Here is a 19177-nt window from a genome sequence, read left to right on the forward strand (position 1 = left end):
ACACCGGAACTTTTACTTGAGCAGCTGGAAGGTAACCAAAGCAGCAATGTAAGCCATGACCGTCATGTAGGTCAACTGAATGACCGGCCATTTCCAGGACTTTGTTTCGCGGTACACTACGGCAACTGTACTCATACACTGCATGGCAAAGGCGTAGAACAGCATGAGCGACAAACCAGAAGCAAAGGTGAAGATGGGCAGTCCCGTTTCAGCATCTTTCGCTACCCGCATTTTGTCGCGGATCGTGCCCACTTCTTCATCGCCTCCCTCTACGCTGTAGATGGTTGCCATCGTACCCACAAAGGCCTCCCGGGCTGCAAATGAGGTGATGAGTGCAATGCCGATTTTCCAGTCATAACCCAGCGGCCTGATGGCCGGTTCAATGACATGCCCCAATACGCCCGCATATGAATTTTCCAATTTTTCGGCTGACTTATCGCGCTCAAAGTTATCAACCGGCGCACCTTCATGCTCCGCTTCAATCTTTGCATATTTTGCCTCAATCTGCTCAAACCGATCACCAGGACCGTAACTCGCCATTACCCATAGAATAATGGAGATGGCAATGATAACTTTCCCTGCTTCAAAAACAAAGGTTTTTGATTTCTCATACATGGTAAAGAGCACATTGCTCCAGCGTGGCATACGATAAACAGGCAGCTCCATAATAAAATAAGAACGCTCTTTTGCTTTGATGATGAATTTCATGACGGCAGCAACCAGTACTGCAGCAAGAATACCGATGATGTACATACACATCAATGCCAGTCCCTGAAGATTAATAAAGCCCCATACGGCACGATCAGGCACCACAAGTGATATGAGCAAGGTGTATACCGGAAGTCGCGCAGAACAGCTCACAAGCGGCACGACCATAATGGTAATGATCCTGTCTTTCCAGCTTTCAATATTACGCGCACTCATGATCGAAGGAACGGCACAGGCCAGACTACCGATCATGGGTACGACCGACTTTCCGCTCAATCCGAACTTGTGCATAATTTTGTCCATCATGAAGGTCACACGGGCCATATATCCTGTATCTTCCAGAATGGAGATAAAGGCAAAAAGAATGGCAATCTGAGGGATAAAGATCACTACACCACCCAATCCGGCAAGCACACCATCCATCAGCAGGTCCGTGAGGACGCCGGGAGGAAGGTGGTCATGGCCAAATTCTGTCAGCCATGCAAATGAAGTTTCAATAAGATCCATGGGATAGGAAGCCCAGGAGAAAATGGAATTAAATACAAAAAAAAGGATGGCTATGAAAATAAGGAACCCCCAGAATTTGTTGGTGAGTACCGCATCCAGCTTATCACTCAACGCAAATTTACGCTCTGCGCCGGTATCTTCAATGACACCACTAAGTACCGTTCCCAGGTAGCGGTAGCGCGCAATGGTTTCTGCGGTCTGTATTTTGGAAGTCTCAAACTGATGACTCTGTTTGATCTTCTCCAGCTGCGTATGTTCAGCATCTGAGAAAAGATCCAGGTGTTCATGCTGGTGCAGAACCTGCAATGCGAAATAGTCATTGTCGGTACGGATCAGCTTCATGGTTTCAGCGATGGCTTCCGGAGCCAGCTGCTGTATGTCAACGGCCTTAGCCTGTGTGGCGATAGCGGTAGTATTTGAAATGGCTTGTTTCAGCTCCGCCAGCCCTTTGTTACTTCTTGCAGAGATGGGCACCACCTGGATACCGATGCGTTTTGAAAGCAGGTCAACATTAACCGCTATTCCCTCCTTCCTGGCCATATCCGTCATGTTCAGGGCCAGAACCATAGGTAATCCCAGGTCAGCAACCTGTGAATAGAGGAGTAAGTTTCTGCGGAGGTTAGTCGCGTCTGCAACCAATACAATGATGTCAGGAAAGCTTGGATTATTGGCATGGGCCAGCACTTGGAAAACAATGCTTTCGTCTTTACTCTTCGGATAAAGACTGTAGGTTCCCGGCAGATCGATGACCTCTGCCTGTTTCCCATCAGGAAGCTTTGCATAGCCAAGCTTTTTGTCAACTGTAATTCCCGGGAAGTTTCCTATTTTCTGATTTAACCCTGTAAGCAGGTTAAAAAGAGTAGACTTGCCTGTATTGGGGTTTCCAACCAGCGCTATTTTTAAATCCTTTGCCAAATTATTGCTGTATTATAATGATTGACGCTTCATTCTTTCTCAGACAAAGCTGATAACCAGCTACACGGATTGCTATGGGACAGCCCAGGGGGGCAAAGCGTTCGACTTCTACAACCTCGCCGGGCAAACAGCCCATTTCCATTAATTTTACAGACATATCAAGATCTGTAAAAGATACAATAGTACCTCGTTCTCCAGGATTTAGTTGTGAAAGTTTCATCTCGTATAAGGTTATATTATGGCCAGGAAAATGATGTGATCCCCCATTCCTGAACGGCCGCAATTTAGCCTTTATTTATAACAGTTACAAATAAACATCCTGTTATAAAGGCACGTCAAAGTGACTAAAGATGCCCTTGGCAGTCTGAAAACCGTCAAACTACCGTAACATAAAGGGTACAGAAGGAAACTATCGTTGGGGATAGCTGCGATAGCTTACCGGCGGGCACTTACAGCCACTCTTGAAGATGCTGCATCCGCTGGTACCGAGCACCGCAACGAGCAATAGCAGTTTAAACAGATTTTTTATCATTATAATTGGTTTTATGCAATAACATATAACTGAAAATGGCCATACCCACACCAATCATGTCACAGCCGAAATCCCACCACTCTGCAGACCGGTAGGTAAAAACTTTCCACTGCAGCATTTCGATTCCCGCACCCAGGGCGGCAGTGATCAGGATGATCTTAAAGATCGTGAGTGAACGGAAGCTGTAGTTATGCTGGTACCGGATCTTTCCAAAAAACAAAAGGATGGTCAGCACAAAGAAGAAGCCCAGGTGGACCATCTTGTCAAAACCCTTAAAAAAAAAGCCTGATCCACTGGAATCAGGCATTTCCATATTACAAAGGATTAAGATAACCAGGGTCCAGACTATTGCCCAGATCTGATATTTTAATGCTTTAAATAAACCCATTGACTAAGCACCAACAAGGGCTTTGTATGCATCAGCATCCAGCAGACCATCAACTTGTGCAACATCAGCGATGCTCACTTTTACCATCCATCCTTCACCGTAAGAATCAGAGTTTACCAGCTCAGGATTGTCATTTAAAGCAGCATTTGTTTCCAATACCGTAGCAGTCACGGGCATAAATAAGTCTGACACTGTTTTTACAGCTTCAACGGTACCAAAAACCTCATCTTTACTCACTTCGTCACCAACGGTATTGATGTCGATGTAAACGATGTCACCCAACTCACGCTGCGCAAAATCGGTGATTCCGATATAGGCTTCATTACCTTCGATTTTCAGCCATTCGTGATCTTTAGTGTACTTTAATTCTGATGGAAAATTCATGTTATATTTTTTTATTTTTTTCGTTAGTTAACAGTTGACAGTGCTGCTTTCATCAGATGTCGTTTCAAAGGTAATTATTCCCTGCATTTATACCAATCTTAATTCAGCGTAACTCTTAAACTAAATCCGAAATTGCTGAAAGAGGTATTGAAGGTCTGTGAAGTATAAGGCTTCGTGATGTTGGAATCATAGAACACACGTATGTTGAACCGTTGGTTGAGGATGTAATCCACACTCGGCCTCATGGTGATGTTCTTTGCCCCTGAAGACACTTCTGCTTCCAGCACATCTGCACGGTAGATGACCGTCTTGTTGTCCCTCACTGCGATGTCCAGTTTGAAGTCCATGTTGTTGTCCATCTTCATCTGTTTGAACAACCCAAAAGGGAACCTGAATTTCGTGGTGCGGTAGCCCAGGCCGAAGACCATGTTATTTTCAGACATCTGCGCCAGCTGGCTGTTTGACATGCTCAATCCCAGCAGTCGCGAGCGGCCGATCTCGAAGTTCAGCGTCATGTTGTTCTTCAGCCTCGTATCCACGCCGATCAGCGGAGAGAACTGCTCTGCAATTGTCACCTGTGAGTACTGATAGAAAGGAAGGAAGTTCTGGTTCTGGTCTCTGCTGTAGGCATAACCACCCACCTCCTGGTATTTCAGCAGGGAGTTGAAACCATTGATGCTGTATACGGAACGGTACGAATGGCGAAGGTCTATTGACGTAAAACGATCCGCCAGGTAAGGGATTCTCGTTAGGCCACGGTAGTTTAATCTCCAGTTCGGCAGTGGGATCTTAGGCATGGAATTCAGGCTGATGGATGATGCACTCTTGCCGGAGTAGGCGGCAAGGAAAGCAGAGATAATGACATCCTGAGCGTTCTGATCATAACCATCGGCATAACCGTTTACGGTGCCCACAGAATTCATATTTCGGATACCAAGGCGCTGGGAAATGATCGCCCTGTTGGACATGAACTCATTGAACAGCTTTGAAACGATACTGCCGTTCTTTTCCGAGAATGCCGTTTTCATGGAGATGAAGGAAATGCTGTAATCTCCGGTAGTGAAAGGGCTCAGGTTAACAAACCCGCGCGACTGCTCATCGTACCTGAAGTTCGTCGAATAGTTCAGCGTCCTGTTTTTATTGGCTGTCAGCGTAATGCTGAGGTCTCTTATCGGCTCGATCAAACTTGTCAGACTGAAATCCTCCCGCATGGTCGTGATGTACAACTGCTGCTGCAGTGTGTCCCTCGTTATCCACCCGCTGGCCAGTGCACGGTCGCGGATGTCGGCCTGACTACCCAATACAAAGGCCAGTCCGGGAGCCCCCGTGATGTCATCAATACCAAAATAGCTCGTCTTAGGCAGATAACCCGGAAGGAAAATTCCTTTTGTCTGCGTGTACGCACCCACCACATTTTTCACCCCGGTAAGTAAGCCAATGAGCACACCTGTGGCACCAGATCCCTTTTCTGCCGATGATGAGTTTCCTGCGCGTCTGATAAAGCCAAACTTGTTATAGAGTGATGCAAGGTTTAAGCTAGGGTTCAGCTGGATCGTTCTTGCATTCTGGATGGTATTTCCCAGATCGATATTCGGATCTCTTAAGGTCGCCAACGGTTCGGTCTGCCAGTTGAAATTCGTGCCGTAACGGGTGGCTACATTTACCCAATCCATTCCCGGGATCTTATTGATCGGCAATGCATAGGTGATGTTCAGATTATGGCTGTAATCTGTTGTTCTGCCCAGACGTTTCATATTCTGCCATAACGTATCACGTTTAAGTCCCTCAATCCTACCCTCTGGTTCGTCGATGATGGAATAGTTCGTAGCATCGATATCCAGTGTGAGCGACTTGGTCAGGTTCCAGGAAATCCCATATACACGTGATACCAGGAAGTTTTTATTGAAGGTCGTGTTAACCGGGATGGAGTTGAGTGGATCGTTGTTCCTCAGGTTGTTCTCCGAGTAATAACGGTCTACGTCAATCCTGAAGTTTATCGCACTTGGTAGCAGGCTGAAGTTGAAATCTTTCAGCAAAGCCAGCGTATTTGATTTGATCAGCTTTTTGAAGGGTTCGTAGTTTCTTGATTGCGACGCATAGTTATACACCAGCGATGCCCGGTAAGTCTTCTGAAAGTTGTTCTCCACGATGAAATCCTTATGGGTAAACTTCGTGTAAGCATAGCTGACGTTAAAGTTTTCTATGTCCCAAAGCCGCACTTTTGCATCAGGATTTACCCTTTCCTTACGCACATTGGTAAAGTTGATGCTGCTGCGCACGGTCCTGTCCTGGGCAAAGTTGAGAATGGAATCGCGCTGAGTTTTATTAGCAGCATCGAGTGCATTTTTAAGCTCAATGTCGGGCATGCTTGGGTTGTATTGGGGGGTGCTCACCTGGCTGGAATAACTGACATACATTGGGATCTTGACGCCGGATTTCTTAGGCAGCAGTTTACCCAGCTCCACACTGGACGACACGTCGAAGAACATATTGTCCGCGCGGTTCCTTTCACTCACACGGGTATCCAGGGAACCAAAACCGATGGTCGATTTGCTTCCGGAGATGTTCACATCTGCAAAATCAGCAAGCTTCGCATTCATCCTGGCTGTTGCTGCCCAGCCGCCGCGTTCGTCAAACTCCGTCAGCCGGAGCTCATTGAACCATACCACCACATTTTTATCCAGTCCATCATCACCGGTACCAGTATTATACGGGTTTTTAACCCCCAGCATATATACCCTGACCTTGCTCATATCCGGCTGGCCCTTTACGGTGATCACACGTCCGTCAATGATGTAATTGAAGGGAATATTAATTGGCCATGGAATACCTGCGGAAGTCATTGCATTGTTACGTGCCAGCTTTGCCTTTTGGAAGAGCTCCAGCTCAATGTCCATCTTATTCTGGTCAGGCCAGATCTGGTAAGGGTCACTTGTCCCCGGCTGCGTCACTTTCAACGGCTGCGAATATTCGTAATAGTTATCCTGGTTATCGGTACCAATTCTGAAGAAGGCCTGTACGTCGTTGTCATTGAGTGTCGATGCGCCGATCGCCTCCGCATGGATATACATTTCCAGATGTTTATAAGACCTGAAATCATTGAGTGCCGTTTTAAAAGATGCCCTTCCGTAACCGTCACGCAGGTTCTTTACAGTTACTGCAAGCGATTGCTCATTCTGGCGGGTATCTCCACGATAATTGCTGAAATCACGCTCGCGTTCAATTCCAGGAGGCACCACGTAAGGAATAGGCGTACGTTTTCCATTTTCTTCGATGTTTACGGTGGCGACTTCAATGGTCGAGTTGTCGGGAAGGACCGTCTGCAATGAAGGGTCAACAATCACCTGATTGGCCTCATTGTTGGCATTGTACTGGCGCCACTCTCCCCTGACCAGCTGTATTTTTCCAAACCTCAGTACGGTTGTATCGGCAAAGTCGGTCATGAACATCCTGATGAAACGGATGGATTTAAAGTCCTGGATGCTGCCCACCTTTTCCTGGTATTGTGCCAATGGAATACGAATCTGGTACCAGGTGACATCCTGCGTCTGTCCGTTGGCCAGCTTCACCTGCGACACTACCTTGTCGGTCACAAAGTTCTGACCCACCATCAGGTCTGCCGGGCGCATGGAAATCTTGTACTGGAAGTACTCGTCACTCTGCACCATGTTGTTGTCCCTGTTGATGTCTTCGCCATCCGGTAATGAGGTGGAGGCAGAATTATCGACACCCAGTTCTGCCTGCGACTGCTGTGCAGTCTTGGAATTGCCTTCTGTGCCGTTATATTTTTCGTACCGTTTCAGGATTCCCGCATTCTGCTGATCCAGCAGCGGGCCCCTGAAGTAAGTATAATCATCGGATGAAGGGTCATTGTCAATGGATGTCGCCGCATCAGGATTCAGCTGCCCTTTGATCTGGTTGATGATGGTCGCAAACTTTGTGCGTTCATCTACATTCGACAATCCGTCAAGCCCGACATCCTGTGCACGTCTTGCCTCCGGGTCATTGTCAAAGGCCTGTATCACCGGCTGCAGCTTAGGTACCCTTCCCCAATTGGTTTCATCAAATTTTGTAGGATCGCCATTTGCCGGCAGGCCATTCTCCAGCGATTTTCTTCCGTCCCTCAGGATGTCTTCGGAGATGTTACCCACGTTGAAGTATAAATCCCCACCGGTTGCAGAACGGTTATACAGGTAAGGGTCCATCACCCACAGTTCGATAAACTCGATGTTGAGCGCCTCAAAATCGTTGGTCTCAATCCTGCGGAATAAGCCACCCCAGCGACTGCGTGGATTGTTGAGGCTGCCACCCGGACCGAAGCCCGTCGGCACAAAGTTATAAGGCCCACGTACTGTAGGGTAGAAAGCCACATCTAATGTAGGCAGTGCAAAAGGCTGGCCCGTCACGGTTTCCTTGAATGGGAATACCTCCTGTTCAATGATCTGACGTACGTAATGATTGGACAGCTCATTTCTGTTGTTCCTCAGGCTCGTCGGAAGACTTGCATCGGTACGGTTATAAAAGATGGGGTCAATATTATAAAAGGCAATTCGGGCACGGTTGTAACCATAACGAAGGTCGTCAATCAGTTGCGACTCAGGGAACATCTGTGGTGTACCTGACAGCTGCCAGGCCACAGCGCTCTTTAAGTCGATGACAGAACGTGATGCCTCAAAGTCGTCCAGATAACTGACACCACCCTTCTGACCGGCAAAGTTCAATGCTTTCGGATGTCCAGGCACCAGTTGTGCAAACTCTCCGGAGAAAGTAAAGCTGGATGGTACCTTCGTAGAGATCAGCGGCAGCTTATCCACCATCTTGGTCAGGAACCTGGAGGGCGTGCTATAGTTGACATCCAGCCCCCACATCGTATTGGAAATGGGCTCCTCGCCAATGTTCACCTTCGGAGTGAGGGGCTTCTCTGTGAGGTTCATTACCGTTCCTCCCAGGTTCAGCTTGTTGTTCACCTTATAATCCAGTCGCGTGCCGAATAATGAGCGCTGCTGTAAACCGAAAAGCTCATTGTTTTCTGTGGAGATTTTAATTGGCTGGCCGGAGCTGAGCAGTGCGGTATTCAGTATCCTCACCCTTCCTCCCTGGTAGTCTACGGTAAAATCATTTCCTTCCACCAAAGGAATTGTTCCCGCAAAAACCTTTACAGACCCTTCCGGTACATTGATCGCATTCAGGCTAAACTCAGAGGCGACTTCCGACTGGTACGCTCCCTTGATGATGTACCTGTTCTGCCGGGTAAACAGCTGCTGGGCAATCACCTTCGTTGAATCGTATAGTGCCGTGTAAGTATATTTGTCAATAAGGGCCTGTTCTGCAGGGGTAAACTGGTCGGCAAGGTCCTTCCCGAAAGGTTCAATCAATGGAAAGATCACCCGTCCATTCAGCGGGTCAATCGTTACGTATCCATTTTTGGTATTCGTAGAAAAGCTCAGGTTAGAGCTGTTGCTGCCCGAGGTCTGATTGCCGGTACCGTTATTATACAGGCTGTTGTTTGGATTCGTCCCAAAGGGATCATTTTCCGCCTCAAAGTCGAACACCCCATCCGGACGACGCTCTTTCTGCTGGTTCAGGCGGTCCAGTCCTGCCACTTGGAGCCATAGTTTATTTTTTAAGGGTACCCTGTTCTCGTCCAGCTTTTCACCTTCATCGATGTAAGGTTTCTCCACACCCGAGCGATCGTCAATCCGGAAGATATCCAGCTTGAAGTTCTGCGGACTGATCTGGTAGCCACCGATGGAATAGATGTTTTTCATCATCAGGTCCCAGGTGGGCAGGTTTACTTTTGTAGTTTCATTTTTAAGGAGCTTGGCAAACAGTACCTGTGGTGTAGCCTGGTTGAAAGAGACATCCGTAGAAAACTCACCCACCTGGTATTCTACACCTCGGTAGGTATAGCGATAGGCTACTGCAAGCACCTCATCGGTATTTAAGGCGTTGTTGAGTGAAATATATCCTAACTGAGGATGAAAAGTATATTCTCTCTCTGCCAGCTTACGTGCGTAGGTAAGCTTGGAATAGTTGTCGGTTCCGCCGTTGGGTGCAAAAAAGGATATGACGGAATTGGAGTTCGTCTGGCGTGCATCCGCCGGAAGGCGTGTCAGCAGGTCGTTCGACTGACGTGGAAATTGGGGGTTGTTAAATGCGGAGGGCAACACAGAAGTCCCGCCAATCAGCCCGGCGTTGTAAGGTGCATTTTCTCCAAGGTCCATAAATCCAAGGACATCTCTTGAGTCGGTGGTATTTCCTGTTTTGTTGGTGATCCAGACCTCAATTCTGGTGATGAGTATGCCGGAGGTGATCGTCGGTGGCGTAGACATGGACTTGTTGTAGTTGTCCCTGAAATACTGCGCCAGGAAGTAGTGTTTGTTAGCTTCGTAGTTATCGCCGCTAATGCGGAATTCATTCTGCTGGGCGCCATTATTGATCCTGATCTCCCGCGATTGTGACTTCTGCTGTGAGAAGACCGTGCTCACATTCAGCTTACCGAACTGAAGCTGCGTCTTGATCCCGAACAGTGCCTGCGTACCATTGATCAGTGTAGTGTTGAGTGGAAGACTCACGTTTCCGGCCTCAATCTTCTGGATGATGTCGTCCTTGCCTCCGGTATAATCGAGCTTTACCTGATTTTCAAAGTCAAACTGAGCCTCCGTATTGTAGTTCATGTTGATCTTCATGTTGGTACCGATGTTTCCCATCACATCCATCTGGATCCGCTGGTTGAAATCGAAATTTCCCTGCACACGCTGGCGTTCATTGAACAACGGGTTTTCATTTTTGTTGATGCGACCAAGGAAGGTCAGCTCCGCCTCTCCCCTTGGCTGGATGTCGATGGTACTGCCACCAAAGATCTTTTCAAAAGCCTTGCTATTGATTTTAAGACTGGGGATGATCCCCGTATTGCGGACCTGGTTGATTTCCTCATTGGAATATACACGCCAGTTTTCGCGTTTCAGTTCACTGGTGATGAGGCGCTGGTATTCTTCGACTGTCAGGTATTGGGGGGCAGAGAAATAGCGGTCGCCGATGCGTTCCCTGATGATGTATCTTTTCGTCTTCGCGTCATATTCGACTTCGCGCTTTACATTATCCGGCGTGGGGCTGAAGGAATTACCAAGGTTACGTAGTCCAAGGCGTTGTTTTTCCTTTAAGCTGAAGTTGTTTCTTGTGGTATCGGAAGTCCTTCCGGGACGAACATTTTGAGCAAAAGATTCTTGTCCGCCAAGGCAGAGAGCCAGAACAAGAATGAGCGTAAATAAAGTTCTCAATGGTATCTTATAAATTCTTCAAAGCTATTTTGATCATTTGTTCTACTGAGAGTTCAACACCACCGGTTTTCACCGCATTATCGAGGGCTTTTTCTGCAGGCTGCTTCGCAAAGCCGAGCATCATCAGTGCCGATAAGGCTTCTTCTCTGACAGTATGGTTTAATGGCGCCGCGATCAGCGATCCGGAGCCTTCTTTTTTCAGTTTGTCCTGCAGCTCCAGCACCAGGCGCTGGGCAGATTTCGCGCCGATCCCTTTGATGCGCTGGATCAGGGGCAGGTCACCATTAACAATGGCGGTTTGTATCTCTATCGGGGTAATGGACGAGAGCATCATCCTTGCCGTATTCGCACCAATGCCGGAAACGGATATCAGGTGCAGGAACAGCCTGCGTTCCCCTTCTTCGGCAAACCCATAGAGGGTGTGCGCATCCTCCTTAACATGGAGCCATGTATATATTTTACATCGCTCCATGTCTCCAAGCAGGCTATAGGTATTTAAGGATATATTAATATGGTAACCAATTCCTCCGGCCTCCACAACAATATAAGCGGGGCATTTAAAGGATAGCCTACCATCAATATATTCAAACATAATTTACTTCTTTACTCTTTTTAATGTTTTGTCACCGGCAGCCTGAGCTTTCGACTGTACGTCGAGTACCGCTAAGGTAACCATATTTACGATTTCACGAACCGAACTTCCTAACTGAACAATATGAACAGGCTTTTTCAAACCTAGCAATATCGGTCCCACAGCTTCCGCGCCGCCAAGTTCCTGCAATAATTTATACGCAATATTGCCGGATTCCAGGTTAGGGAACACTAAAGTGTTCGCCGGAGCGTCTACTAAACTACTAAAAGGAAAGTTATCTTTCAGCAATTCGTTGTTAATTGCAAAATTCCCCTGCATCTCCCCGTCGACAACGATTTCCGGATACTGATCATGAAGGATTTTCACGGCTTTCCTGACCTTGTCAGGTACGCCGCCCTGGTTGGAACCAAAGTTCGAATAGGAAAGCAGGGCAATACGGGGCTGGATGTTAAACTGACGTACCGCACGCTCCAGCAATAAGGTGATGTCTACCAACTGCTCCACCGTAGGATCGACATTCACGGTGGTGTCGCCAAAGAACACAGGTCCTTTTTTGGTCATCATCATGTACATTCCAGCAACCCTGTTCACACCTTCTTCCGTACCGATCACCTGCAGTGCCGGTTTGATCGTCGATGGATAGTCTTTTGTCAATCCGGAGATCATGGCATCAGCCTCCCCGAATTCTACCATTGAAGCACCAAAGTAGTTCCTGTCGCGCAGAAACTTAGCAGCCTCAATTGGGGTAACCCCTTTTCTCTGACGCTTTTTATACAGATGTTCTGCATATTTTTTCATGCGTTGAGGTTCCTGGAAGGGGTCCATAATCTCTACGCCCTCCAGCTCCAGTCCGTTTTCTTCAATAATCGTCTGGATTTTTTCCTTGTTGCCCAATAAAACAGGGATCGCGATATGGTCATCCTTGACGATCTGTGCGGCCTTCAGGATTTTGTAATTATCGGCTTCCGCAAAAACCACTCTCTTAGGGTCAGACTTGGCTTTGTTGGTGATGGCACGCATGATGGCATCGTCCATTCCAAGGCGTTGCGTAAGCTCCTCTTTATACGCATCCCAGTCGTTGATGACCTTACGGGCTACTCCTGACTCAATCGCTGCTTTTGCTACCGCAGAAGAAACGTTGGTCATGAGACGAAGGTCGATGGGCTTAGGAATGATGTAATCTTTACCGAATTTAATGTTGTTGACATTGTAAGCCATGTTTACCGCTTCAGGAACAGGTTTTTTGGCCAGCTCAGCGATGGCCTTTACGGCGGCAATTTTCATTTCCTCATTGATGCTGGTTGCCCTCACATCCAATGCACCCCTGAAAATATAAGGGAATCCAAGCACGTTGTTCACCTGGTTGGGATAGTCAGAACGGCCAGTAGCCATAATGATGTCCTTGCGGGAGCTGATAGCCAGCTCGTAAGCAATCTCCGGATTTGGGTTTGCCATGGCAAAAACGATTGGATTTTTTGCCATTGACTTGAGCATGTCTACGGTCACACAATCAGCGGAAGAAAGACCAATGAATACGTCTGAGTCTTTCATCGCATCCGCAAGTGTGCTCAGGTTTCTCGAGGTCGCAAATTCAGCCTTGATGGCGTCCAGGTTTTCCCGGTTGTCGCGGATCACACCACTGCGGTCGCACATCACAATATTTTCTTTTTTTGCACCCAGGGATACATACAGACGCGTGCAAGAGATGGCTGCCGCACCGGCACCATTCACGACGATCCTGATCTTATCCATCTTTTTCTTCTGCAGTTCGCATGCATTCAGCAGAGCTGCTGCAGAAATGATGGCAGTTCCATGCTGATCATCATGCATCACGGGAATGTTCATCTCCTCTTTCAGGCGACGTTCGATTTCGAAACATTCCGGGGCCTTGATGTCTTCCAGGTTTACGCCACCAAAAGTAGGCTCCAGGGCTTTAACAATCTTAACAAAATCATCTACATTTTTGGTGTCCAGCTCAAGATCGAACACATCAATATCTGCAAATATTTTAAACAGTAATCCTTTACCCTCCATCACAGGTTTACCCGCCTCAGGACCTATATCACCAAGACCAAGTACGGCAGTACCATTACTGATTACCGCTACAAGGTTCCCTTTAGCAGTATACTTGTAAACATCTTCAGTATTTTCGGCGATCTGCAGACATGGTTCTGCTACACCTGGTGAGTAGGCAAGTGCCAGATCTCTCTGCGAGTTTGTCGGTTTTGTCGGTACAACTTGTATTTTACCTGGTCGACCCTGCGAGTGGTAGTCTAAAGCATCCTGCTTCCTGTTAATCTTGCTCATAAATCAGTTCATTTATAAAAGGCCAAAGTTACGATCTTTTAATCAGCCCCGAAATAAAAATAAGTACGGAAAAGTTACAGAAATTATCCTTTCAGTGGTGCTTTATGGGCTTTGCTCTCCTGCTGGTTGTAAACCTTCAGCTTTTGTCCGGGCACGATGGTTGATCCCTTAAGGTTGTTCCAGACTTTTAAGTCCTGCACTTCCACATGATACTTCAAGGCTATGGCACCAAGGTTCTGCCCAGGGGCAACCTTATGGTAGGTATAAGCCGGCACAGCAGCACTTTTCTTTACTGCCAGCTTTTTGGTGTTCCTCCGTCTTTCGTCGTTGGAGGCCAGCACCACTTTGGTATCCAGCTCGGGGAGGTCATTGCTGTTGTTCAGCACTTCATAAATCTGCGCATACATTTCCATGCTCACCTTTGGGATGATGATCCGTTTAGGTAACAGCTCTGTACCATTTACAATCTTCTTTTTGTAGGAAGGGTTCATGGAACATAGAGTGGCCTCGTCCATATTCAAGGCTGCTGCCAGATCAGGGAGAGCAATAAAACGATTTACATGAATGGTGTCAGAAGTTCTTGAAAACGAACATTGCTGCAGCTGGATATCGTGCTTTCCAGAGTAATTCATGACATAGACGGCCGCAATAAATGCAGGCACATAGTTCCGTGTTTCCATAGGAAGGAAGGGTCGGATTTCCCAGAAGTCCCTGGAGTCAGCCTTTGCGATTGCTTTTTTTACATTTCCCATTCCGCAGTTGTAGGCGGCGATTGCCAGTAGCCAGTCGCCCAGCTCTTCATAAGCATCACGGAAATAAGCCGCAGCGGCGTAACTCGCCTGTACGGGGTCTTTTCTTTCGTCTACAAAGTTATCCATATTGAGACCATAGTCTTTGGCAGTCGCAAACATAAACTGCCACAACCCTGTCGCCCCCACCCTGGATACCGCATGTGGATTCATAGACGACTCAATAATAGGCAGGTATTTGATCTCCGCAGGGATGTTATATTCTTTCAGCGACTTCTCGAAAATAGGAAAATAATAACGGGACAGGCCAAGCATCTTGCCCATCATATCCTTCCGACCGCTGTAAATATCAATGTATTTCTGTACGTGCTCGTTATAACTGAGCGGAACCATCTTCTGAATGGAGTCCAGACGTTCCTTATATTGAAAGTTGTAATTGCTGAAGGTTGGTGTTTCTAACAGTACCGGTACTGCTGTCGTATCGTTAATCTGAAGACTTTGTGCATTGGCAGTGATGCCTGAAATTGCAAGGATACATGTGGTGACAAGTACATTTATTTTCATAGGCAATGTTTGGTGACACGGGGCTAGTTTAAAAATGTATGGGAAAGGGAAAATAATTCCTGTTCCCCGAAATGTTTGGCCATAAGCTGTAGACTTAACGGCAATCCGGCGGAATTATTGCCCAGCGGTATAGCGATTGCAGGAATTCCGGTCAGAGAGGCCAGCACTGTAAAGATATCAGCCATATACATCACCAGGGGATCTTCAATATTTTCGCCTATTTTGAACGGAGGTGTAGGGGTTACAGGGCTAAGGACAACATCGTAATCCATCAGCATGGCCTCCATCTTCTCGCGGATAAGACGCCTTACTTGCTGCGCTTTCTGATAGTAGGCATCATAATATCCTGCACTCAGCACAAAAGTACCCAGCAGAATCCTGCGTTTGACCTCTTCACCAAAACCCTCGGTCCTCGACATTTTGTATAGGTCGTTCAGCTGTTTTGCTTCCAGATTGCGGTGCCCGTAATGCACACCGTCATACCTTGATAAATTAGAGGATGCTTCCGCGGTAGTCAGCACGTAGTAGGCAGGCACCAGGTAATCCAGCAAGTCGAAAGATACATATTCTACGGTATGTCCCTGTGACTTGAAACGTTCCACAGCAGCAAGTATGGCTTTTTTGATTTCAGGATCCAAAGCCTCACTCTCCAGCGTTTCTTTCAGTACCGCAATTTTTTTCGGTGATGACAATTGAAGTCCAAGGTTATATTCGGGAACCGGCAGACGCGAAACCGTGCTGTCAGCTTCATCAGCGCCTGCAAGCACCTCGAGCAAAGTAGCAGCATCAGATACGGAAGAAGTAATGGTACCCACCTGATCAAATGAAGAAGCATAGGCGATTACACCATAGCGGGAGATGCGCCCGTAAGTAGGCTTCATCCCAATCGCGCCGCAAAAGGCTGCCGGCTGTCTCACAGAACCACCAGTATCGGTACCTAACGCGGAAAGACACATATCGGCCTGAACAGCAACGGCCGAACCACCGGAGGAGCCTCCTGCAACCAGCGCAGGGTTTGCCGCATTTTTCACAGGACCGTAGTAGGAAGTTTCATTTGAGCCGCCCATGGCGAATTCATCACAGTTCAAACGGCCAATGATGATTGCATCTTCAGCAAGCAGACGCTCCACCACCGTCGCGGAATAAGGGGATACAAATCCCTCCAGCATCTTTGATGAAGCGGTAACCTCATGCCCCTGATAACAGATGTTGTCTTTAATGCCGATGACCATTCCCGCCAGCTTACCGGCGGTACCCTGGTCCAGCTTTTCCTGAACAGCCTCTGCCTGTGCCCTGGCAGAATAAAAAAACACCTCATTGAAAGCATTGAGGTGTTGATGAGTTTCTATTTGCTTAAAATAGTGATCTAATAGCTCTGTTAATCGTACTTTTTTTTGAGCAATAAGGCTTTGTATCTCTGATAAGGAGTTATACTTTTTCAAAATTTCAAGAATAGTTAAATTTAAGAATGGATCAAAAAAACCTATAAAGGTTTGTTGGTACGGTTAGGTTCAGCAGAATCTCTGTCTTCAATCCCGTCTTTTCCATCTTTAAATTCTTTAATGCCTTTTCCAAGACCTTTCATAAGCTCAGGAATCTTTCTGCCTCCGAAAAGTAATAATACAATCACAAGAATGACTGCGATTTCCATGCCACCTAAAGCGGCCAATATGGTTGTGTTTAACATGATACTTTGGTTAAAGTTGTGTTTTATCTGTTTCTATTCTGGAATTAGACTCATTGCTATTGGCAGCGTAATCCCTCTTCTCTAAATTTATTCCACCTTGAGCTCCCGCATCATCTGCAGGTTGGTGGTCCGCAGCTTCAGCTTTTCCTGGTTCATAATGATTAGTACTGGTGCTGCTTTTGGTATCATTGATCACCGATTCAATGTCGTCAACAATACCTACGGAATTAATATTTCTATGGATCTCACGTTTTACACCTTCGGAAGCATCCTTAAATTCACGGATTCCCTTTCCCAACCCCCTTGCCAGTTCAGGTAATTTTTTACCTCCAAATAACAAAAGTACAACCGCAAGGATGAGCATAATCTCCCCTCCACCCATATTCAAGAATTCTAACAATGTTCCTGTGTACATCTCTCTAATTGTTTTTGTTCAATAATACAAATATAAGCATTTCTATCGCAATCCTCTATTTCGCCGATAACCATCCTGCCGGATTCTGTGCTGCTGTGCCCCTGTAAATCTGGAACTGCAACTCCGGTACCCCTCCGGAAGAGGCCACCACGCCAATAGACTGTTTGGTAGAAACAGCATCTCCCTGGCCTACACTTACCGAACTCAGGTTCTGATATACGGTAAAAAATTGTCCGTGTTTGATCAATACATAGTACCTGCCCAAGGCATTACCCACCTTAGTCACTGTCCCATTGAATACCGCCCTAACGGATGCACCTTCACCAGTCTGAATGGTAATTCCTGCATTGTCGTAACTTGCCTGTCCTTGTTTATGGCGACCAAAGGTTTCTGTAGTGGTGCCCACAGCCACCGGCCATGGCAAAGATCCGCGGTTGCTTTCAAAAGCAGCAGAGAGTTTTGCACTCTCCGGTGTTGCCGTCAGTGGATTTTTGCTGGCCTCTGATTTGGGGGCTTCCGCAACAGCTGCCGGCACCGGTTTATTCTCTGCCTTTGCTTTCGCAATGGCTGCCGCCCGCTTTGCCGCCGCAGCCCTTGCTGCTGCACGCTCAGCTTCTTCCGCTCTCTTTTTTGCCAAAGCAATCTCACGGGCAATTGCGGCTCGTATACTCCTGTCAATCTGCGCCTGTTGCTTCTTACGGGCAACAATGTCCTGCTTATATTTTTTTTCCTGCTTGCTGTATTTCTGAAGCACCTTTGAGCGCTCGTCCTTATTGACGTCCAGCTTCTGGCGTTCGTTTTCCTGCTCATGTAACAGGGAGCTTTTCTCCTTCAGGTTTTTGTCGAGAATGACAATCTTGTAATTGAGGTCTTTCTGGGTCCCCTGGATGTAATCCGCTTGCTTTTTGCGGTACTGCCCGAATTGCTGCAGGTATTTGATGCGCTTGTAGGCCTGATTAAAATCGCTGGCCGCGAAGATGAACATCATCTTGTCATACGCATTCCTGTTGCGTTGTGCAAAACGGATCATCGCCGCATATTCTTTTTTAAGCTGCGCCAGCTGCCCCTTGAGGCCAACCACCACGTTTGTATTTTCATGAATCTGGCTGTCAAGTGTTTTGATTTCCGAGTTGATGACCGTAATCTTGTCTTGCATCAACTGGATCTTGGAATTCAACGTATTGATCTGACGCTGCGTCCAGCTCTTATTTTTCGCCGCCTTGGACAGGTTGCGTTGCAAAAGTTCAATTTCCCGTTGTATGGCTTCTTTTTTCCGTTTCAGCTGGGCGCTGCTCTGCCCGAAGGCAACAGAGGTAGACAGTAAAAGTAAAAGGAGTAAAAGTAATTTGTTGAACTTCATTGGCCCAAAAGTATAAAAAATCAGTTTAATACTTCATACTTCTTTGGAACATTAAACGGAAAATCCAGCGGAAGATTGCGTTCAATTTTAGAAAAATCAAGATCTATCGCCACTTTCTTTGTACCGGACATGGTGCTGATCGCTACAGTTGTGGGATATAGAGTAGCATCGATCTGCTGATAATCACCGTACGTCACTTTTAGTGCCTGCCCGGATTTAAGGTCGCTCAGGTTGTTGACCTCCGTTTTCAACAAAGTATTGAACAACAGCCGATAACCCAGATCACCACGTTTTCCACTCAGCACCCAATTCCCGGCCTCCAATTCCAGGTCTGAACCCGCAGACATAAAATCGCTGATGGTATTTCCCAGTAAAATGGATTGCAGCGTCTTGAAATTCAATTGACGGCTACCATAGTTATAAATGTAACTGAATGGCTTATTCAGATAAACGCCCTGCAGGCGGTTCAATACCTGAATGCTGTCAGGAGTAATCCGGACACGTGCACCCTCAATACCTGCAAACCCGGTAATGCTAAGCCAGATGACTTCATCTTTTTTCATCCTCAGGTTGATGCTCGCATTGTCTTCTTTCCCGTTGAACTCCAGGCGTGCCTTCCCCTTCAATGACAAGGTATTGAAACCAACATCCTTAGATTTCAGTAACTCGAGGTTTTCAGATTTCTTATTCACCATCGTTGCAGTGCTGTCGGCATTCACCGGTACCTTTACCGTTTGCTTTCTCGTCTTACAAGACGCCACAGCTAGCATCAGCATGAGGCCTAAAAAA

At 47.0% G+C, this 19177-nt stretch carries 13 protein-coding genes; all 13 read right to left on the bottom strand.

Features of this window, described 5'->3' with window-relative positions:
- Positions 1-12: 12 nt before the first annotated feature.
- The 13 genes from feoB to PBAL39_RS08685 all read right to left on the bottom strand — a co-directional run bounded on the left by feoB (position 13) and on the right by PBAL39_RS08685 (position 19164).
- The gene (gene feoB, locus PBAL39_RS08625) at positions 13-2130 is read right to left on the bottom strand and encodes a ferrous iron transport protein B (RefSeq protein ID WP_008240419.1); all 2118 of its coding nucleotides are present in this window, start codon (positions 2128-2130) and stop codon (positions 13-15) included.
- 1 nt (position 2131) lies between these two features.
- Positions 2132-2350, bottom strand: coding sequence for a FeoA family protein (locus PBAL39_RS08630; protein ID WP_008240420.1), 219 nt, complete (start codon positions 2348-2350; stop codon positions 2132-2134).
- Positions 2351-2642: 292 nt separating this feature from the next.
- Positions 2643-2975 carry a VanZ family protein gene (locus PBAL39_RS08635; RefSeq protein WP_232282916.1) on the bottom strand — a complete coding sequence of 111 codons (333 nt, stop codon included), beginning with the start codon at positions 2973-2975 and terminating at the stop codon, positions 2643-2645.
- Positions 2976-3053: 78 nt separating this feature from the next.
- The gene (gene gcvH, locus PBAL39_RS08640) at positions 3054-3434 is read right to left on the bottom strand and encodes a glycine cleavage system protein GcvH (RefSeq protein ID WP_008240422.1); all 381 of its coding nucleotides are present in this window, start codon (positions 3432-3434) and stop codon (positions 3054-3056) included.
- A gap of 98 nt (positions 3435-3532) precedes the next feature.
- Complete coding sequence (gene sprA, locus PBAL39_RS08645; protein ID WP_008240423.1) at positions 3533-10714, bottom strand: cell surface protein SprA; 7182 nt, start codon at positions 10712-10714, stop codon at positions 3533-3535.
- A 7-nt stretch (positions 10715-10721) separates the two neighbouring features.
- On the bottom strand, positions 10722-11306 hold the full coding sequence (ruvA, locus tag PBAL39_RS08650) for a Holliday junction branch migration protein RuvA (protein WP_008240424.1): 585 nt from the start codon (positions 11304-11306) through the stop codon (positions 10722-10724).
- Between the two features lie 3 nt (positions 11307-11309).
- The gene (locus tag PBAL39_RS08655; RefSeq protein ID WP_008240426.1) at positions 11310-13613 is read right to left on the bottom strand and encodes an NADP-dependent malic enzyme; all 2304 of its coding nucleotides are present in this window, start codon (positions 13611-13613) and stop codon (positions 11310-11312) included.
- 83 nt (positions 13614-13696) lie between these two features.
- The gene (locus PBAL39_RS08660; protein WP_008240427.1) at positions 13697-14926 is read right to left on the bottom strand and encodes a lytic transglycosylase domain-containing protein; all 1230 of its coding nucleotides are present in this window, start codon (positions 14924-14926) and stop codon (positions 13697-13699) included.
- A gap of 23 nt (positions 14927-14949) precedes the next feature.
- Positions 14950-16368, bottom strand: a complete 1419-nt coding sequence (gatA, locus tag PBAL39_RS08665) for an Asp-tRNA(Asn)/Glu-tRNA(Gln) amidotransferase subunit GatA (protein ID WP_008240428.1) — start codon at positions 16366-16368, stop codon at positions 14950-14952.
- A 41-nt stretch (positions 16369-16409) separates the two neighbouring features.
- The gene (locus tag PBAL39_RS08670) at positions 16410-16613 is read right to left on the bottom strand and encodes a twin-arginine translocase TatA/TatE family subunit (protein ID WP_008240429.1); all 204 of its coding nucleotides are present in this window, start codon (positions 16611-16613) and stop codon (positions 16410-16412) included.
- Between the two features lie 10 nt (positions 16614-16623).
- Positions 16624-17028 (bottom strand): twin-arginine translocase TatA/TatE family subunit, encoded by a 405-nt coding sequence (locus PBAL39_RS25695; protein ID WP_232282917.1) that lies wholly within the window; start codon positions 17026-17028, stop codon positions 16624-16626.
- A gap of 55 nt (positions 17029-17083) precedes the next feature.
- Positions 17084-18388, bottom strand: a complete 1305-nt coding sequence (locus PBAL39_RS08680) for a murein hydrolase activator EnvC (RefSeq protein WP_008240431.1) — start codon at positions 18386-18388, stop codon at positions 17084-17086.
- A 20-nt stretch (positions 18389-18408) separates the two neighbouring features.
- Positions 18409-19164: a DUF4292 domain-containing protein gene (locus PBAL39_RS08685; RefSeq protein ID WP_232282918.1), complete on the bottom strand. Its 756-nt coding sequence runs from the start codon at positions 19162-19164 to the stop codon at positions 18409-18411.
- Between the last annotated feature and the right edge of the window lie 13 nt (positions 19165-19177).

It is taken from the genome of Pedobacter sp. BAL39, from assembly GCF_000170795.1.
Lineage (GTDB): Bacteria > Bacteroidota > Bacteroidia > Sphingobacteriales > Sphingobacteriaceae > Pedobacter.